Origin of the sequence: Pseudomonas sp. Pse35 (genome assembly GCF_024519715.1) — a bacterium.
GTDB lineage: Bacteria > Pseudomonadota > Gammaproteobacteria > Pseudomonadales > Pseudomonadaceae > Aquipseudomonas > Aquipseudomonas paracarnis.
Map to the genome: position 1 here is coordinate 106,643 of NZ_JALJRP010000008.1, position 18,645 is coordinate 125,287.

18 protein-coding genes and 1 pseudogene are annotated in these 18,645 nt (G+C 60.8%); 10 read left to right on the top strand and 9 right to left on the bottom strand.

The window, feature by feature from the left end; translation table 11 throughout:
* Positions 1 to 27: 27 nt before the first annotated feature.
* Entirely contained in the window at positions 28 to 2,226 is a 2,199-nt protein-coding gene (locus OC445_RS09920; RefSeq protein WP_262020137.1) for an OsmC domain/YcaO domain-containing protein, read from the bottom strand.
* Between the two features lie 164 nt (positions 2,227 to 2,390).
* On the opposite strand from OC445_RS09920, the gene OC445_RS09925 reads away from it, so the two are divergent.
* Positions 2,391 to 2,969: a cysteine hydrolase family protein gene (locus OC445_RS09925; protein WP_057975776.1), complete on the top strand. Its 579-nt coding sequence runs from the start codon at positions 2,391 to 2,393 to the stop codon at positions 2,967 to 2,969.
* 109 nt (positions 2,970 to 3,078) lie between these two features.
* On the opposite strand, the gene OC445_RS09930 is transcribed toward OC445_RS09925, so the two are convergent.
* The 3 genes from OC445_RS09930 to OC445_RS09940 are packed head-to-tail and all read right to left on the bottom strand — an operon-like array spanning position 3,079 to position 4,794.
* A complete protein-coding gene (locus tag OC445_RS09930) occupies positions 3,079 to 3,528 on the bottom strand; it encodes an NUDIX hydrolase (protein WP_236455714.1) in 450 nt (149 codons plus the stop codon).
* A complete protein-coding gene (locus tag OC445_RS09935) occupies positions 3,521 to 4,318 on the bottom strand; it encodes a nucleotidyltransferase domain-containing protein (RefSeq protein WP_198791717.1) in 798 nt (265 codons plus the stop codon). The genes OC445_RS09930 and OC445_RS09935 overlap by 8 nt, the downstream gene beginning before the upstream one ends.
* Complete coding sequence (locus OC445_RS09940; protein WP_262020138.1) at positions 4,315 to 4,794, bottom strand: AAA family ATPase; 480 nt, start codon at positions 4,792 to 4,794, stop codon at positions 4,315 to 4,317. The genes OC445_RS09935 and OC445_RS09940 overlap by 4 nt, the downstream gene beginning before the upstream one ends.
* Positions 4,795 to 5,017: 223 nt before the next feature.
* Here OC445_RS09940 and OC445_RS09945 point away from each other — a divergent pair, with 223 nt between their 5' ends.
* The 3 genes from OC445_RS09945 to OC445_RS09955 all read left to right on the top strand — a co-directional run bounded on the left by OC445_RS09945 (position 5,018) and on the right by OC445_RS09955 (position 7,144).
* Positions 5,018 to 5,341, top strand: coding sequence for a hypothetical protein (locus tag OC445_RS09945; RefSeq protein WP_089041797.1), 324 nt, complete (start codon positions 5,018 to 5,020; stop codon positions 5,339 to 5,341).
* A gap of 88 nt (positions 5,342 to 5,429) precedes the next feature.
* Positions 5,430 to 5,855: a DUF2231 domain-containing protein gene (locus tag OC445_RS09950; protein ID WP_054897353.1), complete on the top strand. Its 426-nt coding sequence runs from the start codon at positions 5,430 to 5,432 to the stop codon at positions 5,853 to 5,855.
* Positions 5,852 to 7,144, top strand: coding sequence for a PQQ-dependent sugar dehydrogenase (locus OC445_RS09955; protein WP_014718638.1), 1,293 nt, complete (start codon positions 5,852 to 5,854; stop codon positions 7,142 to 7,144). Before OC445_RS09950 ends, OC445_RS09955 begins: the two co-directional genes overlap by 4 nt.
* A 30-nt stretch (positions 7,145 to 7,174) precedes the next feature.
* Here OC445_RS09955 and OC445_RS09960 read toward each other — a convergent pair whose 3' ends face one another.
* Positions 7,175 to 8,083 (bottom strand): LysR substrate-binding domain-containing protein, encoded by a 909-nt coding sequence (locus OC445_RS09960; RefSeq protein ID WP_236455720.1) that lies wholly within the window; start codon positions 8,081 to 8,083, stop codon positions 7,175 to 7,177.
* 92 nt (positions 8,084 to 8,175) lie between these two features.
* Here OC445_RS09960 and OC445_RS09965 point away from each other — a divergent pair, with 92 nt between their 5' ends.
* Both OC445_RS09965 and OC445_RS09970 read left to right on the top strand, forming a co-directional pair.
* A complete protein-coding gene (locus OC445_RS09965; RefSeq protein WP_089041799.1) occupies positions 8,176 to 9,159 on the top strand; it encodes a DMT family transporter in 984 nt (327 codons plus the stop codon).
* Positions 9,156 to 10,001 (top strand): alpha/beta fold hydrolase, encoded by an 846-nt coding sequence (locus OC445_RS09970; protein ID WP_054897350.1) that lies wholly within the window; start codon positions 9,156 to 9,158, stop codon positions 9,999 to 10,001. Before OC445_RS09965 ends, OC445_RS09970 begins: the two co-directional genes overlap by 4 nt.
* Here the strand turns inward: OC445_RS09970 and OC445_RS09975 are convergent.
* Both OC445_RS09975 and OC445_RS09980 read right to left on the bottom strand, forming a co-directional pair.
* Positions 9,988 to 11,391, bottom strand: coding sequence for an MFS transporter (locus OC445_RS09975; protein WP_054897349.1), 1,404 nt, complete (start codon positions 11,389 to 11,391; stop codon positions 9,988 to 9,990). The two genes, OC445_RS09970 and OC445_RS09975, sit on opposite strands and share 14 nt — an antisense overlap.
* Before the next feature lie 143 nt (positions 11,392 to 11,534).
* Positions 11,535 to 12,065: pseudogene (locus tag OC445_RS09980) on the bottom strand (GNAT family N-acetyltransferase).
* A 305-nt stretch (positions 12,066 to 12,370) separates the two neighbouring features.
* On the opposite strand from OC445_RS09980, the gene proP reads away from it, so the two are divergent.
* Positions 12,371 to 13,873, top strand: a complete 1,503-nt coding sequence (proP, locus tag OC445_RS09985; RefSeq protein ID WP_014718644.1) for a glycine betaine/L-proline transporter ProP — start codon at positions 12,371 to 12,373, stop codon at positions 13,871 to 13,873.
* A gap of 53 nt (positions 13,874 to 13,926) precedes the next feature.
* Positions 13,927 to 14,433, top strand: a complete 507-nt coding sequence (locus OC445_RS09990) for a GAF domain-containing protein (protein ID WP_020302594.1) — start codon at positions 13,927 to 13,929, stop codon at positions 14,431 to 14,433.
* On the opposite strand, the gene OC445_RS09995 is transcribed toward OC445_RS09990, so the two are convergent.
* Positions 14,408 to 15,331, bottom strand: coding sequence for an AraC family transcriptional regulator (locus tag OC445_RS09995; protein ID WP_072446361.1), 924 nt, complete (start codon positions 15,329 to 15,331; stop codon positions 14,408 to 14,410). The two genes, OC445_RS09990 and OC445_RS09995, sit on opposite strands and share 26 nt — an antisense overlap.
* A 163-nt stretch (positions 15,332 to 15,494) precedes the next feature.
* Between OC445_RS09995 and OC445_RS10000 the strand changes: the two genes are divergently transcribed.
* Together OC445_RS10000 and OC445_RS10005 are read left to right on the top strand one after the other, a co-directional pair.
* Positions 15,495 to 16,517, top strand: coding sequence for an alpha/beta hydrolase (locus tag OC445_RS10000; RefSeq protein ID WP_054921359.1), 1,023 nt, complete (start codon positions 15,495 to 15,497; stop codon positions 16,515 to 16,517).
* On the top strand, positions 16,514 to 17,704 hold the full coding sequence (locus tag OC445_RS10005; protein WP_198791712.1) for an MFS transporter: 1,191 nt from the start codon (positions 16,514 to 16,516) through the stop codon (positions 17,702 to 17,704). The genes OC445_RS10000 and OC445_RS10005 overlap by 4 nt, the downstream gene beginning before the upstream one ends.
* On the opposite strand, the gene OC445_RS10010 is transcribed toward OC445_RS10005, so the two are convergent.
* Positions 17,697 to 18,518 (bottom strand): AraC family transcriptional regulator, encoded by an 822-nt coding sequence (locus OC445_RS10010; RefSeq protein ID WP_236455794.1) that lies wholly within the window; start codon positions 18,516 to 18,518, stop codon positions 17,697 to 17,699. The two genes, OC445_RS10005 and OC445_RS10010, sit on opposite strands and share 8 nt — an antisense overlap.
* Between the last annotated feature and the right edge of the window lie 127 nt (positions 18,519 to 18,645).

The window sequence follows — 18,645 nt, forward strand, 5'->3', positions numbered from 1 at the left end:
GCGGAGCGTCGGAACGATCATTGTGTATCAGCCTTGGGTGATGCTGGCCCGCGCCGCATGCAGCTTCTTGTAGCTGTCGATCAAGCGCAAATGCCGGTCCAGGCCTTCCAGCTTCATGCTGGTCGGCGTCAGCCCATAAAAGCGCACACTGCCGTCAACCGAACCGATCACCGCGTCCATGCGCTCATTACCGAACATGCGCCGGAAGTTGGCCTCGTAGTCAGCCAGCTCGAGGTCATCATCCAGTTCCATCTCCAGCACCGCATTCATCGCCTGGTAAAACAGGCCGCGCTCAACGGTGTTGTCGTTGTACTGCAGGAACATCTCTACGCATTCCTTGGCCTCTTCATACTGCTTCAGCGCCAGGAATATCAGCAGTTTCAGCTCCAGGATGGTCAACTGGCCCCACGCGGTGTTGTCGTCGAACTCAATGCCAATCAACGTAGTGATATCGGTGTAGTCGTCCAGCTCACTTTCTATCAGGCGCTCGACCAACGCCTGCAGCTCCTCCTCGCTGAGGCGATGCAGGTTGAGGATGTCTTCGCGGAAAAACAGCGCCTTGTTGGTGTTGTCCCAGATCAGGTCATCCACCGGGTAGATTTCCGAGTAGTCCGGCACCAGGATGCGGCAGGCAGTAGCGCCCAGGTGCTCATACACCGCCATGTACGACTCTTTGCCCATGCCTTCTAGGATGCCGAACAGCGTGGCGGCTTCCTGGGCGTTGGAGTCTTCGCCCTGGCCGGAGAAGTCCCACTCGACGAATTCATAATCCGACTGGGCACTGAAGAAGCGCCACGACACTACGCCGCTGGAATCGATAAAGTGCTCGACGAAGTTGTTCGGCTCGGTGACCGCCTGGCCTTCGAAGGTCGGCTGCGGCAGGTCGTTCAAGCCTTCGAAGCTACGGCCTTGCAGCAGCTCGGTGAGGCTGCGTTCCAGCGCCACTTCCAGGTTGGGGTGCGCGCCGAACGAAGCGAACACGCCGCCGGTACGCGGGTTCATCAAGGTCACGCACATCACCGGGAACTCACCGCCCAGGGACGCGTCCTTGACCAGCACCGGAAAGCCCTGGGCTTCCAGGCCTTCGATACCCGCCAGGATGCCCGGGTACTTGGCCAGCACTTCGGCGGGTACGTCCGGCAGCGCAAATTCGCCTTCGATGATTTCGCGCTTCACCGCTCGCTCGAAAATCTCCGACAGGCACTGCACCTGGGCTTCGGCCAAGGTGTTGCCGGCGCTCATGCCGTTGCTCAGGTAGAGGTTTTCGATCAGGTTGGACGGGAAATACACCACCTCGCCATCGGACTGACGCACGAACGGCAGCGAGACAATGCCACGGGCTTCGTTGCCGGAGTTGGTGTCGAACAGGTGTGAACCACGCAGCTCGCCCTCGCGGTTGTAGACTTTCAGGCAGTAGGCATCGAGGATTTCACTCGGCAGCTCATCGTTGGGGCCCGGCTGGAACCAACGTTCGTCCGGGTAATGCACGAACGGCGCGTTGGCCAGGTCCTCGCCCCAGAACTGGTCGTTGTAGAAGAAGTTGCAGTTCAGACGCTCTATGAACTCACCCAGCGCCGACGCCAGCGCGCCCTCTTTGGTCGCGCCTTTGCCGTTGGTAAAGCACATCGGTGAATGGGCGTCGCGGATATGCAGCGACCACACGTTGGGCACGATATTGCGCCACGAGGCAATCTCGATCTTCATGCCCAGGCCCGCGAGAATCGCCGACATGTTGGCGATGGTCTGCTCCAGCGGCAGGTCCTTGCCGGCAATGTAGGTGCCTGCTGCGGACGTGGAGTTGGGCATCAACAGCGCCTGGGCATCGGCGTCGAGGTTCTCGACTTCCTCAATCACGAATTCCGGCCCGGCCTGCACCACCTTCTTCACGGTGCAGCGGTCGATGGAGCGCAGGATGCCTTGGCGGTCCTTGTCGGAGATATCTGTGGGCAATTCGACCTGGATCTTGAAAATCTGGTTGTAGCGGTTTTCCGGGTCGACGATGTTGTTCTGCGACAGGCGAATATTCTCGGTGGGAATATTGCGCGTCTGGCAGTACAACTTCACAAAGTACGCCGCACACAACGCCGACGAAGCCAGGAAGTAGTCGAATGGCCCCGGTGCCGAACCATCGCCCTTGTAGCGGATGGGCTGGTCGGCAATGACCGTGAAGTCATCGAACTTGGCTTCAAGCCGAAGGTTGTCGAGAAAGTTGACCTTAATTTCCATGCGGGCACACCAGAATAACGAGCTAAACAAATTGGCCGCCATTATGAAGCGTTTCGCCGGGAAGTCTCAGGGTTTTGCGTATGGGCTGCTGATCAGTGCTAACGTCCGCCCTGTGGGAGCGCGTTGCTCCAGTTAGATAATGCTCACCACTGCCAGGACAGGCCATGGAACCGATAGCGCCGAACGCCGCACTGTTGATCATCGATATGCAAAAAGGCATGGCCGATCCCACCCTTGGCCGCCGCAACAACCCAGACGCTGAGCAGCACATACAGCAATTGCTCAATGCCTGGCGCCAGGCGCAACGCCCGATCATTCATGTGCGGCATATCTCCCGCTCTGGCGCTTCGGTGTTCCGGCCAGGCCAGCCCGGCTGTGAGTTCCAGGATGCGCTGCACCCTCTGGCCCATGAGCATGTGGTGGAAAAAAACGTACCGGATGCATTCAGCGCCACGGGCCTGGAGCGCTGGCTGCACCTGCGCTCGATCCAGCAGTTGGTAATCGTCGGGGTCATCACCAACAATTCAGTGGAATCCACCGCACGCTCGGGCGGCAACCTGGGGTTCGACGTGATCGTGGCGGCGGATGCCTGTTTTACCTTCGATCAAACCGACTTGTCGGGACGGCTGTGGGCCGCAGAGGATGTGCATGCGTTGTCGCTCAGTAACCTGGCGATGGACTATGCAAGGGTGTTCAATACCGGGGAAATATTAGATCCATGTAACCCGCGATGCGCTTTTTGATGCAATGCTGCACCTGTGGCGAGGGAGCTTGCTCCCGTGACAGCCCTAAAGCCGCCGCTTACCTAAATGTCGCCCCGATTCGCCTGCCCCCATCGTTCATGGAAAACGGCTAAAACACCCCGGCATCCTCCAGCATTTGCGGCAACGCCTGCGGCCATACCGTATCGCTCGTCGCGAGCAGCGCCTCTGCCGACCACCAATGATGATCCGCCATCACCTGGGTCTCCTCTACTGTCCATTCGGCCCTGGAAAGCGCGTCGCTGGATGCATGCACAACGAAGTACCGCTCTACTGCCAACACGGTTTCACCGCTGGGTAACACCAACGGGAAACTACGCTCTGCCACGGATTCCCCAACGCTGCTGACCGTGATACCCGTCTCTTCGCGCAACTCACGAATCGCGGCGCTGTAAAAGCTCTCCCCAGCCTCTACGCCGCCGCCCGGTGTGGCCCAGTAATCCTGGCCGGCTAGGGCGCCGTCTTTATGCACGAAGCGAAACAGCAACACTTGCTGTGCAGGGTTGATGACCAGTAATCGTGCGGCTTTGCGTTCACGCATCTGATTGATTCCTTTCTATGAGGGCCGAAACCATCCAGCTTAGAAACGCCCGTAGGCGTGTCGTAAATGCCTCGCCCTCGGCGCTCGGGTTGCGTGCCTCAAACAGGAAGTAGGCGATTTGCACGCGCATGGTCGGGTAATGCTGAACGAACAGCCCGACGTAGTCTTCCAGGGTTTGCGGCCAGTTTTGTGCATCTACCGCTCGCAGGGTGTGGGTAGCGCGGATCAAGGCTCGCGATGCTTCCCGCTGCAGGCCAAGCCGTGTGTGTTCAGTACTGGCCTGTTCGATGCGCAACAGGTACGCCGTAAGCGCCTGTTCAAAATCGCCGTTGACCGCCAGGGCGATGGCGCGGGACGGGCGAAACGGTTCGACGTGCAGTGACAGGTCTTCGCCCCAGAGACAGCGGCAATGATGTTTGAGCCAGAAGCCCCAACTGTTTAGGTTTTCAGGCGCCAACACCTGGGCGCGGTGACCGATATCAAAGTCGATCTTGGTGACATGGGGATGCCGTTGCTCCAAAGCGAGTCGGGCCGACTCCAATTGTTCAAGCACAGGCGCATCCGGTGGCTCGACCAGTATCAGGGAAAGGTCAAGATCAGAAATGCCGGTCTCACCTTCGCCCCGTGCGATGCTGCCATACAGGTAGATCCCGTGCAGCCCCAGCTCAGGCCGGGACAAGGTAGCGCAAACGTCCGCCAGCAGGGGCTGGAACTCCGGTTGTATAGGTCCATCAGCGACGGTGAGGATATAGCCGTCGCCATCGATGCCAGCAGGTTTTTGGGTAGTCACGGGCGATGCACCTCAATCACCAACCCTTCCTCTTCACTCGGCACACTGAAATGGCGAGTGATCAGGTCAAACTCGGCATCAGTGGCGGCAAAATCATGGTCACCTCGGGCATTGCGCGCATGCAGGCGCGCACGACAGGTGGCATCGTCCAGATCCAGGTAATGCAGGCAGTGCGGCACCTTGGCTGCCTGGGCCAGGCCGAGTAACCATTGACGATTGGCGAGGGTATTGGCCGGAAAATCCAGCACCACATTGACGCCGCACGCCAACAGATCGATCACCAGCGGCTCAAGTACTCCACGAACCTGCTGGGCACAGCGCAGGTAGTCGGCAATGCTCTGGATCTGACCAGGGTAGAGACTGGCCAGCCACTGGTCTTCGCTGAGCACAATGGCTGCGTGCTCGGTGGCGAGGGTCTTGGCGAGTGTGGACTTGCCGGAGGCGATCTTGCCGCATAACAGGTGCAGGGTTGGCATAAAACGATTCCTTGGAGGAGCCCAACAGGATGAGTCATGCAGGCATTATCGTAAACACATCCAGTTGAATCCTCGTTCCCGAGCGAGGTCACCTATCAGGAGACGACAACGCAATTGGAGGTGGTGATGAACCTTGCAATGACACTCTTCAGTCTGTTTGCCGGTTGGATGGCGATTGTGATTTCGATGCTATGGGGTGTGCTGCGAGTGCTGCGCTGGCACCATGCTTAGCACCCCGGACGGTCGCTACTTTGTGGTCAAGGGGCAGTTGTGGCGCTGTACCAATCCGGCGCTGGATGAAGCGACGCGCCAATACTGGGTCAATGAATTGATGGATGCACGCCGGGCGGTCAAGTCAGCCAAGGGCAGCGCCGACCCCGAACCCTTGAACGCCGCCCGGCAACGGGTGCAGCGTGCCAAGGTGGCATTGGGCGAGCGTGGCCCTGTGTGGTGGGGCGATGGCAGCCCGGATTACAACCGCCGCCAGGTCAAAAATACGCCCTATTGGGCATGGTTCGAGAAACACCTCGACACGCCATCCCAGTGAACTTTCTTACAAGTGCCATGCTCCTTTCCTATGCGAAGTCAGCGCGCCCTGAGCCCAGGGTGCAGAACGATAAGGAGCCGCCACCAATATGACTACCCTCTCCACTTACCCCGTCGTCAGGCCTGGGCCGTTGCATGGCACATTGCTTGCCGGCACCGTGCCGTTGTTTCTCGGGGCCTTGCTCAGTGATATCGCCTACGGCCAGACCTACCAGATCCAATGGGCCAATTTTGCCTCCTGGCTGATCGCCGGGGCGCTGGTGTTCTGTGGTTTTGCCCTGCTGTTTGCACTGGTCAACCTGCTGCGCGCCGAACACAAGGGCGGGCGCCCGGTGGCGTACTTCCTGCTGTTGCTGGGCACATGGGTGCTGGGGCTGGTGAACGCCTTTCAACATGCCAAGGATGCCTACGCCATGATGCCTGCTGGCCTGGTGCTGTCGGCGATCATCACCGTGCTGGCGATTGTCGCCACCTGGATCGGCTTGACCAACCTGCGTTCAGGAGCTGCCCGATGAAACCACTCAACACACTGACCCTGCTCAGCGCCGCCCTGTTGCTGAGTGCCTGTGGCGGCGAAGGTGACAAGACCCAGGCGCGCGGCCCTGACCCCAAGCTGCCCGAACAACAAAGCAGCCTGTTGCCGAGCATGAAGATTGCCGAGCCCACGCCGTGGGGCGATCAAAAGCCCAAGGTACCCGAAGGCTACAGCGTCACCGCCATCGCCACCGACCTTGCGATCCCGCGCCAGACCCTGGTGCTGCCCAACGGCGATATCCTGGTGGCCGAAGGCCGTGGCGGCAGTGCGGCCAAACTCAAGCCCAAGGACGTGATCGCCAGTGTGATCAAGGCCCAGGGCAACACCAAGGTCAAGGGCGGCAACCGCATTACGCTGCTGCGTGACGCCGACGGTGACGGCACCTATGAACTCAAGACGGTATTCGCCGACAACCTCAACGCTCCCTACGGGCTGGCATTCGCCGACGGCAAACTGTATGTGGCCAACCAGGACGCACTGGTGCGCTTTGACTACGCCGACGGCCAGACCAAGGCCAGCGCCCCGCCCGTCAAAGTCACCGACCTGCCGGCGCAGATCAACCATCACTGGACCAAGTCATTGGCCGTCAGTGACGACGGGCGTCAGCTGTATGTGGGCATCGGTTCCAACAGCAACATCACCGAACGCGGCATGGAAGTGGAGATCGACCGCGCAATGGTCTGGCAGATCGATGCCGCCACCGGTGCGCATAAGCCCTACGCTACGGGCCTGCGCAATCCGACGGCGCTGACCATCCAACCGGGCTCAGGGCAACTGTGGACCGTGGTCAACGAGCGCGATGAACTCGGCCCCGACCTGGTGCCAGACTACCTGACGTCGGTGCGTGAAGGTGCCTTCTACGGCTGGCCCTACAGCTACTGGGGCCAGAACGTCGACCCCCGCGCACAACCGCAGAACCCGGCCAAGGTGGCTGCGGCGATCAAACCCGATTACAGCCTGGGCTCCCATGTGGCCGCGCTGGGCGTGGATTTTTCCATCCCCGCCATGGGTGAAAAATTCGCTGACGGCGCGTTTGTCGGCGAGCACGGCAGTTGGAACCGTGACAACCCAGTGGGCTACAAGGTGATCTTCGTGCCGTTCAGCAACGGCAAACCGGCGGGCGAGCCCATCGACTTTGCCACCGGCTTTCGCGGCGACGATGGCAAGACCCGTGGGCGTCCAGTGGGGGTGACGGTAGACCCCAAAGGCGCGCTGATCATTGCAGACGACCTGGCCAATACGATTTGGCGCGTCACGCGTAACCAATAACCGCAGATGACAGGGGCAGCGACGCCCCTGTCAGCCGTCACTTTGCAATTGTGCGTCAAGCCAGGCCAACAACGCCGTGACCTCCTCCCGACTGCCCGCCCCTTGCTGCCTGTAGACCGAAATAGCCTCGGGCAAAAACACGCTTTCTGCGCAGGGCCGCACCAGCGCCCCACTGTCAATCAGCCGGCTTGCGGTACGACGCCAACCCATGGCGATACCGTGCCCTTCCACGGCGGCTTGCAACATCAGCGGGTAACTGTCGAAGGTGGCACTGCGTGCATCCCTGGCCAGCGTGTGGCCGAACATCTGCAGCCACTCATCCCACTCCATCAAATGCGGAGGCTCGGAGCTGTGGTGCAGAAAGGTGCAGGGCTTTAATTCAGCCAGTGATAACGGTTGTTCCGGGCAGAGGTAGCTGGGGCAGCACACCGGGAACACCTCGTCGGAGGCGGTGAACATCAGCGTATGGCTGCCACTGGCGCGCCGGGTACTTTGCAGGGCCACATCGAAATGCCCGTCGAACTGGGTGATCGGCCGCGTGCAGGTCACCACCTGGATCTCGATCTGCGGGTATTGCTGGTGGAAGGTCGCCAGGCGCGGCATCAACCAATAGAACGCCTCGCATAGCTGGCATAGCAGTACCACGCGATTTCGCTGGGGCGATGTTCTCAGGCTGACCGCGCCCTCACTGATGCTGTGCAAGGCCAGGCTGACCACCCGCCCCAGCTCACGCCCTTCTTGCGTCAGGAACACCCCACGGTTGCGCCGACAAAACAGCTTGACCCCCAGGTTGTATTCCAGCCCGCGGATCTGCCGACTGACCGCTGCCTGGGTGATGTGCAATTCATCGGCCGCCTTGGAGAAACTCTCCAGGCGCGCCGCCGCTTCAAACGGCAGGAGGCTGGCCAGAGGCGGTAAGGTTTTGCCAAGTGCATTCATAATCTGTGGTTATGCATCCAAGGCTGAAAACTCGTTTGTAGCACAGCCGCAGCGCTGGGCACCATGAATCCCTCACTTCATGGATCAGCCTGATGACCAGCGCCCGCACCTCACTCTTTACCGGTGTGATATTTGCCGTTGTCGCCACCCTTGGCTGGGCGCTGAACTTCATTGCGCCCTACGTCACCGGCGTCTACAGCCTCTACGACTTGATGGCCGTACGGTTTCTGATGGCCGGTGGGCTGGGTCTCGTCTGGATCATGGTGTGCAGGGCGCAATTGAGTGTACTCAGCACCGGCCAGTGCGTACTGGCGGCAGCACTGGGCGCACTGGGTTGCCTCGGTTATGGCGCGTGCATTGCTGCCGGCGTGATGTTCGGCGGCCCGGTGCTGACGCCAGCGTTTGTCGGCATGGTCCCGGTGCTACTGGCGTTGATAGGCAACGCCAGTCACAAGACCCTGCAATGGCGCCAGTTGGTGATGCCGTTGTCCTGCCTCACCATGGGGCTGTTGCTGGCCACGGTCAGCAGCCTCCACCTGCCCGCCTCCGGCACCGGTTCCTGGCTGGCGGCTTTGTGCTTCTCCCTGGGCGCAGTGGCCTTGTGGCTGGGGTTCAGCGTCATCAATCAACAGCAACTGGCGCGCCTGCCAGCCAGCGCAACCGGTCTGTGGACTGCCCTGATGCTGGTAGGCGCAGGCGGCGCGGCGCTGTGCCTGCTGCCATGGCTATACGCGCTGGGCTTGTTCCGGTTGCCGACCCTTGGCGCGGCTTGGAGCCAGGCATGGCCGCTGTATGCCTGGAGCCTGGGCATCGCGGTGATGTCCACGGTGGTCGGCGCCTGGGCCTGGAACGCGGCAACGCGGCGCCTGCCCATGGTACTGAGCGGTCAGTTGATTGCCCTGGAATCACTCTTCGCCAGCCTGCTCGGTCTAGGCTTTCACCAGCGCTGGCCGACGCCAATGGAGGCCGTGGGCCTGGCTGCCGTGCTCGTCGGCGTGGTCATGGCGGTTCGTATCCTCCTGGCGCAGGCAAAACCCGCCACAACCCATCAGACCTTAGGGGAGACTCAACCATGACCCATTCAAACGACGCACTGGCACTGCCCCACACCTTTGACTTCCACAATCAAACCGTGCGCTGGGGCCAGCTGGGTACCCAGGGGCCTGCGCTGGTGATGGTGCATGGCACACCGTTCTCTTCCCATGTGTGGCGCCGTATCGCACCCTTGTTCGCCCAGCAATACCGCGTGTTCTATTACGACCTGCTTGGCTATGGCCAGTCTGAACAGGCGCCGGGCCAGGACGTGTCCCTGGGCGTGCAAAACCTGTTGCTCGCCGCACTGCTACACCATTGGGGCCTGGAACGCCCCCATGTGCTGGCCCATGATTTTGGCGGTGCCACGGCGCTGCGTGCGCATCTGCTCGATGGCTGCGACTATGCCAGCCTGACCTTGATCGACCCCGTCGCCATGGCGCCCTGGGGTTCGCCGCTGGTGCAGCATGTGCGCCGCCATGAACAGGCCTTCAGCGACGCGCCGGCCTATATCCATGAGGCGATTGTGCGTGCCTATCTACAGGGCGCCGCCTTCACGCCGCTACCTGCCGAGGTGCTGCTCGCCTACGTCACACCCTGGACAGGTGAGATTGGCCAGCCCGCCTTCTATCGCCAGATTGCGCAAATGGACCAGCGCTATACCGACCAGATTGAAGACCGGCTCACCGGGCTGCGTTGCCCGGTGCAATTGCTCTGGGGAGAGGAGGACCAATGGATCAACGTGGCACAAGGCGACGCGCTCGCAGATAGATTAGGTGCACGCTACCTGCGCGTCCCGCGTGCGGGGCATCTGGTGCAAGAGGACGCGCCCGAGGTCATCGTCGCTGCCTTGATGACCTTTCTAGCTAGCGTCACAGATCAGTGATTTCCTTGTGGCGCGGCACCAGCGTCTTCATCACGCTCCAGGCCACCAGGTAAGCCAGGGCGCAGATGGCAAACATGATCATGTAGCCGGTATGGATGTCGTTGATGGACTTGTAATAGTCGAACACCCAGCCACCGATCTTGGTCATGAGCACGCCACCCAGGCCACCGGCCATGCCGCCAATGCCGACCACCGAGGCCACGGTTTTCTGCGGGAACATATCGGACACGGTGGTGAAAATGTTGCATGACCACGCCTGGTGTGCCGAAGCGCCCACACCGATCAGCAGCACCGGCACCCAGAAGCTGAGGTAACCCAACGGCTGCGCCAGCAACACCACCAGCGGGAACAGCGCAATCACCAGCATGGCTTTCATGCGCCCGTCATAGGGGGCATCGCCGCGCGCCATGAAGTAGCTGGGGAACCAGCCGCCGCCAATACTGCCGACCATGGTCATGCTGTACAGCACCGCCAGCGGCATCACGATATCGGCGCCTTTCATGCCGTATTGGGCAGACAGGTAGGTGGGCAACCAGAACAGGAAAAACCACCACACGCCGTCGGTCATGAACTTGCCGAAGGCAAACGCCCAGGTCTGGCGGTAGGTCAATAGTTTGAACCAGGAGACTTTCTTCCCTGCGGTGCCCGTCGGTGCCGGGGTAAATGGTTGTACGGTCTGGTCGCTACGGATGTAGGCCAGTTCCTCAGGTGACAGGCGTTTTTGCTGTTCCGGTTTTTCATACACGGCGGCCCACACGGCAACCCAGACAAAACCCAGCATACCGATGACCATAAACGCCGCCTCCCAGCCCCACATGCCAGCAATCAAGGGGACACAGATGGGCGCCAGAATCGCGCCGACGTTGGCGCCGGAATTGAAGATGCCGGTGGCCAGGGAGCGTTCTTTCTTGGGGAAATATTCGGCAGTGGCCTTGATCGCGATCGGGAAGTTACCCGCTTCGCCAATCGCCAATACCGCTCGTGAGAGCATGAAACCGGCAATGGACACCGGGATTACGGCCAGGCCAATGGCACCACTGACCGCCGCGATGCCCTCGCCCATCGGCACCGAAAACGCATGCATGATCGCGCCAGTGGACCAGATGCCAATGGCTACCACATAGGCGGCCTTGGTGCCGATCCTGTCGACGAAGCGCCCGGCAAACAGCATGGAAATGGCGTAGACAAACTGGAACACCGCCGCGATGTTGGCGTAATCTGTGTTGCTCCAGCCAAACTGCGTTGACAGTTGCGGTGCCAAGAGGCTGAGCACCTGGCGGTCGAGGTAATTGACCGTGGTCGCGAAAAACAACATCGCGCAGATCGTCCAGCGATAGCTGCCGACCGCCTGGCCGACACGAAGGGCACTGATGGGCTCGTTCAGATTCATGGCATCACTTTTTATTTTTGTTAGGTAGGACATATGTAACGTCATATGTCGTCGTACAACTGCTGGTTTTATAGCGAGACGCCCGCGCAGTGTCAATCGCAAAGATTGCCGCTTATCCAGGAATTACGTGAATTCGAAAAATGTCAGTGCTGTGCAGTTGTAGGACGACAAACCCTGAGCACTAGGCTGGGCGCTTGACCGGGGACATCATCCAGCAGGCCAAAGCGTTGCATGGCGAGCTTCTCCAATACGCGGATCGACGCAGCATGATCGGGCCGCACTAACCCGAAGACTTCCGGTAGCGATAGCGTGTCGAACGCGAGCGCCAGGGCGTCACGACCCAGCTCAGTGGCATACCCCTGCCCCCAGGCCTCCACGGCCAGACGATAGCCAAGGTTGATGCGCCGCTGCGTCAGGTAATTAAGGGGCGCGATGCCGCCAAACCCGATGATGTGGTCGGGGGTCTATTTGCGGGCAATCGCCCACCAGCCGTAGCCCTGGGAAGCCCATTGCTCCAGCCAGTGATCCAAAAGCCGTTGTGCCGCCCTCAGGTTGGGCAGCGGGCCGGCAGGATTGAACAGGTTGGTCTGTGGATCGCCGAAGATCGCGAACAATCGCTGAACGTCTGCGGGTCGTGGTTGGCGGTAGGTAAGGCGTGAATGACTGCTTGGCATTTAAATGACTTCCCTGTTTTGCCTGACTGACAATGCCTCCCCTTGTGGGAGCGGGCTTGCCCGCGAAAGCGGAGTGCCAGTCACTGAATCTTTAACTGAACCACCGCTTTCGCAGGCAAGCCAGCTCCCACATTTGATCTGTTTTGCCGGTAGCTATGCATCGGCCTTCAGAACCAGGCATTTTTACCCATGCGAGAAAAAATACACAAAGCGGTGAATTATTTCGTGTCCACTTGTATCTGAACTGACAGAGCGGTGCCATCGTAGCGATGGCACCTCCCCTGTTCAGCTTTTGAGTGGCCCGCATGAAACTACGTAAAAAACGCGTCAAACCCATCGGATTGAAAGACATCACCATTGTCGACGACAACAAGATGCGCAAGGCGATCACCGCCGCCGCACTTGGCAATGCCATGGAATGGTTCGACTTTGGCGTCTATGGCTTTGTCGCCTATGTGCTGGGCAAGGTGTTCTTCCCCGACGCTTCCCCCAGCGTGCAGATGATCGCAGCACTGGCTACCTTCTCCGTACCTTTCCTGATTCGCCCGCTGGGCGGCCTGTTCTTCGGCGCACTGGGCGATAAGTACGGGCGGCAAAAAGTCCTGGCCGCCACCATCGTGATCATGTCCTTGAGCACCTTTGCCATCGGCTTGATCCCCGGCTATGCCTCCATTGGCATCTGGGCCCCGATCCTGTTGCTGCTGTGCAAAATGGCCCAGGGTTTCTCGGTGGGCGGCGAGTACACCGGCGCGTCGATTTTCGTGGCTGAATACGCGCCCGACCGCAAGCGCGGTTTCCTTGGCAGTTGGCTGGACTTCGGCTCCATCGCCGGTTTCGTGCTCGGCGCGGGTGTGGTGGTGTTGATCTCCACCGTGCTCGGTGAAGCCGAATTCGAGGCCTGGGGCTGGCGCCTGCCGTTCTTCCTCGCCCTGCCCCTGGGCATCATCGGCCTGTACCTGCGCCACGCGCTGGAAGAAACCCCGGCGTTTCAACAGCATGTCGACAAACTCGAACAGGGTGACCGCGAAGGCCTGAGCCACGGCCCTAAAGTCTCGTTCAAGGAAATCGCCACCAAGCACTGGCGCAGCCTGCTGACCTGCATCGGTATCGTCGCGGCCACCAACGTGACCTACTACATGCTACTCACCTACATGCCGAGCTATCTGTCCCACAACCTGCACTATGCCGAAAACAGCGGCGTGCTGATCATCATCGCGATCATGGTCGGCATGTTGTTCGTGCAACCGTTCATTGGTTTTGTCAGCGACAAGATCGGCCGCAAGCCGTTCATCATCGCCGGCAGCATCGGCCTGCTGTTCCTGTCGATTCCGGCCTTCATGCTGATCACCAGCGGCAAGACCGGCCTGATTTTCGGCGGCCTGTTGATTCTGGCGGTGGTGCTGAACTTCTTTATCGGCGTGATGGCGTCGACCTTGCCAGCAATGTTCCCCACCCATCTGCGCTACAGCGCCCTGGCCAGTGCGTTCAACGTCTCGGTACTGATCGCCGGTGTTACGCCGACCGCCGTGGCCTGGCTGGTGGAGAGCACCAACGACCTGTACATGCCCGCCTATTACCTGATGGTGTTTGCAGTGGTGGGCCTGATCACGGGCCTGACCATGAAGGAAACCGCCAACAAGCCCCTGCGTGGCGCGGCCCCGGCGGCTTCCGACATGGAAGAAGCCAAGGAGCTGCTGCAGGAGCATCACGACAATATCGAGCAGAAAATCGAAGACATCGATGCCGAGATTGCCGCGCTGCAAACCAAGCGAGAAAACCTGGTACAGCAACACCCGCGCATCAACTAATAACCTGACTGTGCGTGGTCGCGGCCTGCGACCACGCCATTGGAGCGTTCAGCATGGTTTCAAGCGTCACCGCCGCACACAGGTTACTCAGCGCAGACGAGCGCGCCGCCATTGCCGAAATTGAAGCAACTACCAACATCCTCAAGCTGGTCACTCGTCTGACCGGGATGAGATTCGCCGGCATCGCCAAGTTCACCGACCAGGAATGGGTGGTGTGTTCGGCCTACGACCCGCTGCAAATGGGCATCAACGTCGACGACGTACTCGACCTTGAAACCACCCTGTGCAGTGAGTTCTGCATCAACCCACACACCCTGTTCATCCCCCAGATCAGCCAGAACGGCCGTTTCGCGTCACGCCCGGTGGTCAAGCAATACGCCATCGAAAGCTACGCCGGTGCGCCGATCTTTCTGCCCGATGGCCGCCTGTTCGGGGCGCTGTGTGCGCTGGACTCACGGGCCATGCTGTTCGACGACCCGAACCTGCCGGAAACCCTGAGCCTGTTCGCACGGCTGATTGGCTGCATCTTCTACGCTAATCTGACCCCGGCGGATCACTGACACCTGCCCTGCCCCGCAGTGTCGCCATATCACGCTTGGGCGGCACCCCGAACAGCCGGCTGTACTCACGGCTGAATTGCGACGGGCTCTCATACCCGACTTTGAACGCGGCACTGGAGACATCCTGGTGCTCGTTCAACATCAATCGTCGTGCTTCATTCAGACGCAGCCATTTCTGGTATTGCAGCGGGCTCATCGCGGTCAGTTGCCGGAAGTGATGGTGAAAGGTCGCCGCGCTCATTTGCACCCGCGCTGCCAGCTCTTCCACACGCAGGGCCGCATCGAAATTCAACTTCAGCCAGTCGATCGCCTTGGCAATTCGATAGCCCTGCCCGTCCACCGAGCAGATCTGGCGCAGTCGGCCGGCCTGGTCGCTTTTCAATAGCCGGTAATGAATCTCGCGCTGGATCAATGGCGCGAGTACCGGGATAGCCTCGGGTTCATCCAGCAACGCCACCAGGCGCGCGAATGCGGCCAGCATGCCGTCGGTGACCGTGCCGATCCCCACGCCCTTCATGACCGCGCGCTCACGCACCGGTGGCAAGCCACCCTGGGCGATCAGCTCGGCGAGCATGCGCAGGTCCAGCTTGAACGTCAGCCCCAGGCACGGCTGCTCGGGGCTGGCCGCCAGCACCTCGGAATTGGCCGGGATGTCCAGCGACGTCACCAGGAACCGGGAAGTGTCGTAGGGGTAGCCCTCGCCACCGACCCACAACTGCTTCTCGCCCTGGGCCACCAGCACGATGCACGGCTCAACCATGCACACCACCGGCGCAGCGGGTTGCTCACGCCGATAAAAGCCCAGGCCGGGGATCGGCATGGCGTAGTCGCCGGACGACGGGGTGCGCGAACCAATCGACTGGATCAGCGCGTTCAGTGGGGTGGGAGTGGACGTCATGACAGACCCTTTCAATGCTTCATTGCACTTTACCCGCGCAAGTCACGGGCGTCGTCACCTGGCCCTGAAACTCAGAGGATCAGGCAAGTAATCCACTCAAATGCACTACAGAAGCCCTGCCGTCACCCGGAAAATGTGCTGACACTTCACGAGGAACACCCCTATGAAACGCCTCTTGCTCGCCCTGGGTTTGTTGGTGACTTCTCTTTCTTCATTTGGAGCCGATATGTCTAACGGTGCGGATAACTTCTACAGCAGCGACACAGTGACGGCCGAGCCTGTCACCTTCAACAATCAATACGGCATGCAGGTCGCAGGCACGCTGTTCGTGCCCAAGCACCTTGCCCCAGGCTCAAAGCACGCAGCCCTGGTCGTCGGCCACCCGATGGGCGCCGTCAAAGAGCAAAGCGCCAACCTCTACGCCACCAAAATGGCTGAACAGGGTTTCGTGACCCTGTCCCTGGACCTGTCGTTCTGGGGCCAAAGCGCCGGCACACCACGCAACGCGGTGTTGCCCGACCTCTACGTGGAAGACTTCAGCGCCGCCGTGGACTTTCTCGGCACTCGCCCACAGGTCGACCGGGAACGCATCGGTGCCATCGGCATTTGTGGCAGCGGCAGTTTTGTGATCAGTGCTGCGAAGATCGATCCGCGTCTCAAGGCAATCGCCACCGTCAGCATGTACGACATGGGCGCGGCCAACCGCAATGGCCTCAAGCACGGCATGACCTTGCAACAGCGCCAGCAGATCCTGCGCCAGGCCGCCAACCAGCGCTATGTAGAGTTCCAGGGCGGCGAGACCCTCTACACCGGTGGCACGCCGCAGAGCCTTACCGGCGACCCGGTCGGCGACGAGTTCTACGACTTCTACCGCACCCCGCGCGGCGAAGTCACCCCGGCAGGCGCCTCATCGCAGACCACCACCCGGCCGACGCTCACCAGTAACGTCAAGTTCATGAACTTCTACCCCTTCAACGATATCGAGACGATCTCGCCGCGCCCACTGCTGCTGATTACCGGGGCCAACGCGCACTCCCGTGAATTCAGTGAAGACGCCTATCAACGCGCCGCCGAGCCCAAGCAATTGCTGATCATCCCCAACGCCGGCCATGTAGACCTGTACGACCGCGTCGAACTGATCCCGTTTGACACGCTCACCACCTTCTTCCAGAGCCACTTGCAGTGAGGTCCGTTACCCCTCAACCGCAACGCTGGGGCGCGGTGCTGGCGATGTCGCTCGCGGCGTTTGCCTTGGTCGCCTCCGAGTTCATGCCGGTCAGCCTGCTCACACCGCTGGCCGCTGACTTGCACATCACTGAAGGCCAGGCCGGCCAGGGCATTTCCGTGTCCGGGGTGTTTGCCTTGCTCACCAGCCTGGTGATCGCGGCGGTTGCCGCGCGGATGGATCGCAAGCGCCTGCTGATGGCCCTGACCCTGCTGATGATCGTCTCTGGCAGCGTGGTGGCGTTCGCACCGAATTACGCGGTGTTCATGCTCGGGCGCGCGTTGATTGGAGTGGCGATTGGCGGCTTCTGGTCACTGTCGGCGGCCACGGCAATGCGCCTGGTCGAGCCCGCCCAAGTGCCACGGGCCTTGGCCATCGTCAACGGTGGCAACGCCCTGGCGACGGTGATCGCGGCGCCGCTGGGCAGCTTTCTTGGCGGCCTGATTGGCTGGCGCGGCGCATTCTTTTGCGTGGTGCCAGTGGCCGTGATTGCGCTGGCCTGGCTGTGGCTGAGCTTGCCGGCGCTCAAGCACAGCGGCACGGCGGCCACCGGCAATGCGCTGCGCCTGCTGAAAAACTCCAAGGTGGCCTTGGGCATGTGCGCCGTCAGCCTGTTCTTCATGGGCCAGTTCATGCTGTTCACTTACTTGCGGCCATTCCTGGAAGGCGTGACCCGGGTCGAGGTGTCCACCCTGTCGCTGATGCTGCTGGTGCTCGGCCTGGCCGGCCTGGCGGGTACGGTGTTGATTGAGCATTTGCTCAAGCGTCACCTGTACCCGACGCTGATTGCCATTCCGTTGATCATGGCCGGCATTGCCCTTGCGCTGGTGGGGTTCGGCGGTTCAGCGATTGTCACCACCCTGCTGTTGGGCTGCTGGGGCCTGGTAGCGACAGCTGCTCCGGTTGGCTGGTGGACATGGCTGGCACGCACCTTGCCCGACGACGCTGAGGCCGGCGGGGGGTTGATGGTCGCCATCATCCAGTTGGCGATTGCCGCCGGTGCCACCGTCGGTGGCGTGGCATTCGACTTGAGCGGCTACCGGGCCACCTTCGAGTTGAGCGCCGCCTTGCTGGTAGTCGCCACGCTGCTGGCTTACCTGGCATCCCGCCGCCCTGCTCATGCGCGCATGGCGAGCGACGCTACTTGAAAAAATGACTCGGCGTTTTACCAAACTGTTTCTTGAACATGCTGGTAAAAGCGCTGGGGCTTTCGTAGCCCAATTCAAACGCCACATCGATGATCTTCTCCCCCACCGCAATGCGCTCCAGCGCCAGCAGCAACCGCGCCTGCTGGCGCCATTGGCCGAAGGTCATGCCGGTTTCCTTGCGGAACAGGCGCTGGATGGTGGTCTGGTCCAATCCCAACCGCGCACTCCAGTCGGCCACGGTGGAGGCATCACTCGGTTCATCCTGCAACGCCAGGCAGATCGGGCTCAGGCGCGGGTCGGCAGGCTGGGGCAGCGACAGCGGCAAGGCCGGGAGAATGGCCAGTTCGTCAAGAATCAGGTGCATGATCCGCGCGTCGCGTGAATCCTCGGCATACGGCGGCTTCAAGCTCACCGAGGCCTTGATCAGTTCACTCAGCAGCGGCGAAACGGTCACCGTCTTGGGCTCGGCCGGCAGGTTGGGGAAGCTGTCCGGGCGCACGAACACGCTGCGCATCTGCAGCGTACCCACGCAGCGCAGCGAGTGAACTTGACCGCAAGGCATCCAGAAGCCACGATTGGGCGGCACCGTCCATTGCCTCAGGGCCGAGTACACCACCATCACACCGCCAATGGCGTACAGCAGTTGGTGCTTGTTGTGGCTGTGTTCGGGGATCACCCAGTTTTCGGGGTAATCGGTGGCCGAACTGATGACGGCCCAGTCGCCCTCATCGATCTCTCGCAGAAATTTATCCAGTGATTTGATCATTTCGCCCTTTTTGCGATGGTTTCTGCCCGAATTGCGCGAGACAGGCATTGGCGCCGAATCTAGCATAAACGCCGAGTCCAGATGGAGTGGCGGTTCACATCACCGCCGCCCGCCTCCACGCCTGTCAGCTGCCTTGTACGGAATGCCCGCATGTCCACAGTCACAGCGTCACCCG